This is a genomic window from Xenorhabdus stockiae, from assembly GCF_002632825.1.
GTDB classification, from domain to species: Bacteria; Pseudomonadota; Gammaproteobacteria; order Enterobacterales; family Enterobacteriaceae; genus Xenorhabdus; species Xenorhabdus stockiae.
This window is the reverse complement of sequence record NZ_NJAJ01000015.1, coordinates 1-2,954: the sequence shown is the minus strand read 5'-3', so window position 1 is coordinate 2,954 and position 2,954 is coordinate 1. Positions and strand designations below refer to the sequence as shown.

1 rRNA gene is annotated in these 2,954 nt (G+C 53.9%); it reads right to left on the bottom strand.

Annotated elements, in window-relative coordinates:
- Positions 1-20: 20 nt before the first annotated feature.
- Positions 21-2,929, bottom strand: a 23S ribosomal RNA gene (locus Xsto_RS23080).
- Positions 2,930-2,954 lie beyond the last annotated feature (25 nt).

Below are 2,954 nucleotides of genomic sequence, written 5' to 3'. Positions count from 1 at the left end.
CAAAACACCTTCGGTGTTGTCAGGTTAAGCCGCACGGTTCATTAGTACTGGTTAGCTCAACGTCTCGCAACGCTTACACACCCAGCCTATCTACGTCCTCGTCTCGAACGTTCCTTTAGGATTCTCAAGGAATCAGGGAAGACTCATCTCAAGGCAAGTTTCCCGCTTAGATGCTTTCAGCGGTTATCTCTTCCGCACTTAGCTACCGGGCAGTGCCATTGGCATGACAACCCGAACACCAGTGGTGCGTCCACTCCGGTCCTCTCGTACTAGGAGCAGCCCCTTTCAATCTTCCAACGCCCACGGCAGATAGGGACCGAACTGTCTCACGACGTTCTAAACCCAGCTCGCGTACCACTTTAAACGGCGAACAGCCGTACCCTTGGGACCTACTTCAGCCCCAGGATGTGATGAGCCGACATCGAGGTGCCAAACACCGCCGTCGATATGAACTCTTGGGCGGTATCAGCCTGTTATCCCCGGAGTACCTTTTATCCGTTGAGCGATGGCCCTTCCATTCAGAACCACCGGATCACTAAGACCTACTTTCGTACCTGCTCGCGCCGTCACGCTCGCAGTCAAGCTAGCTTATGCCTTTGCACTAACCTCACGATGTCCGACCGTGATTAGCTAACCTTCGTGCTCCTCCGTTACGCTTTGGGAGGAGACCGCCCCAGTCAAACTACCCACCAGACACTGTCCGCAACCCGGATAACGGGCCTACGTTAGAACACCAGCCATTAAAGGGTGGTATTTCAAGGATGGCTCCATGCAGACTGGCGTCCACACTTCTTAGCCTCCCACCTATCCTACACATCAAGGACCAGTGTTCAGTGTCAAGCTATAGTAAAGGTTCACGGGGTCTTTCCGTCTTGCCGCGGGTACACTGCATCTTCACAGCGAGTTCAATTTCACTGAGTCTCGGGTGGAGACAGCCTGGCCATCATTACGCCATTCGTGCAGGTCGGAACTTACCCGACAAGGAATTTCGCTACCTTAGGACCGTTATAGTTACGGCCGCCGTTTACTGGGGCTTCGATCAAGAGCTTCTCCTTACGGATAACCCCATCAATTAACCTTCCAGCACCGGGCAGGCGTCACACCGTATACGTCCACTTTCGTGTTTGCACAGTGCTGTGTTTTTATTAAACAGTTGCAGCCAGCTGGTATCTGCGACTGGCTTCAGCTCCGGGAGCAAGTCCCTTCACCTACTGCCAGCGTGCCTTCTCCCGAAGTTACGGCACCATTTTGCCTAGTTCCTTCACCCGAGTTCTCTCAAGCGCCTGAGTATTCTCTACCTGACCACCTGTGTCGGTTTGGGGTACGATTCAATGTTACCTGGAGCTTAGAGGCTTTTCCTGGAAGCCGGGCATCTGTCACTTCAGCACCGTAGTGCCTCGTCATCACGCCTCAGTGTTATACAGCGGTCCGGATTTACCAAGACTGCCCACCTACACGCTTAAACCGGGACGACCGTCGCCCGGATGACATAGCCTTCTCCGTCCCCCCTTCGCAGTAACACCAAGTACAGGAATATTAACCTGTTTCCCATCGACTACGCTTTTCAGCCTCGCCTTAGGGGTCGACTCACCCTGCCCCGATTAACGTTGGACAGGAACCCTTGGTCTTCCGGCGTGCGGGTTTTTCACCCGCATTATCGTTACTTATGTCAGCATTCGCACTTCTGATACCTCCAGCAGCCCTCACAGGCCACCTTCAACGGCTTACAGAACGCTCCCCTACCCAACAACACTTACGTGTCGCTGCCGCAGCTTCGGTGCATGGTTTAGCCCCGTTACATCTTCCGCGCAGGCCGACTCGACCAGTGAGCTATTACGCTTTCTTTAAATGATGGCTGCTTCTAAGCCAACATCCTGGCTGTCTGAGCCTTCCCACTTCGTTTCCCACTTAACCATGACTTGGGGACCTTAGCTGGCGGTCTGGGTTGTTTCCCTCTTCACGACGGACGTTAGCACCCGCCGTGTGTCTCCCGTGATAACATTCTTCGGTATTCGCAGTTTGCATCGGGTTGGTAAGTCGGGATGACCCCCTAGCCGAAACAGTGCTCTACCCCCGAAGATGAATTCACGAGGCGCTACCTAAATAGCTTTCGGGGAGAACCAGCTATCTCCCGGTTTGATTGGCCTTTCACCCCCAGCCACAAGTCATCCGCTAATTTTTCAACATTAGTCGGTTCGGTCCTCCAGTTAGTGTTACCCAACCTTCAACCTGCCCATGGCTAGATCACCGGGTTTCGGGTCTATACCCTGCAACTTAACGCCCAGTTAAGACTCGGTTTCCCTGCGGCTCCCCTATACGGTTAACCTTGCTACAGAATATAAGTCGCTGACCCATTATACAAAAGGTACGCAGTCACACCCCAAAGGGTGCTCCCACTGCTTGTACGTACACGGTTTCAGGTTCTCTTTCACTCCCCTCGCCGGGGTTCTTTTCGCCTTTCCCTCACGGTACTGGTTCACTATCGGTCAGTCAGGAGTATTTAGCCTTGGAGGATGGTCCCCCCATATTCAGACAGGATACCACGTGTCCCGCCCTACTCATCGAACTCCCACTGCCAGCGTTTTCAGATACGGGGCTATCACCCTTTACTGCCGGCCTTTCCAGACCGTTCTCCTGACGCTGACACTGATGTTGGTTCTGGGCTCCTCCCCGTTCGCTCGCCGCTACTGGGGGAATCTCGGTTGATTTCTTTTCCTCGGGGTACTGAGATGTTTCAGTTCCCCCGGTTCGCCTCCTGACCCTATGAATTCAGGTCAGGATAGTGCAACGGATTGCACTGGGTTTCCCCATTCGGGTATCGCCGGGTCTTGCGGGTCATATCCCCTTCCCGGCGCTTATCGCAGATTAGCACGCCCTTCATCGCCTCTGACTGCCTAGGCATCCACCGTGTACGCTTAGTCGCTTAACCTCACAACCCGAAGGTGTCTTCGGAT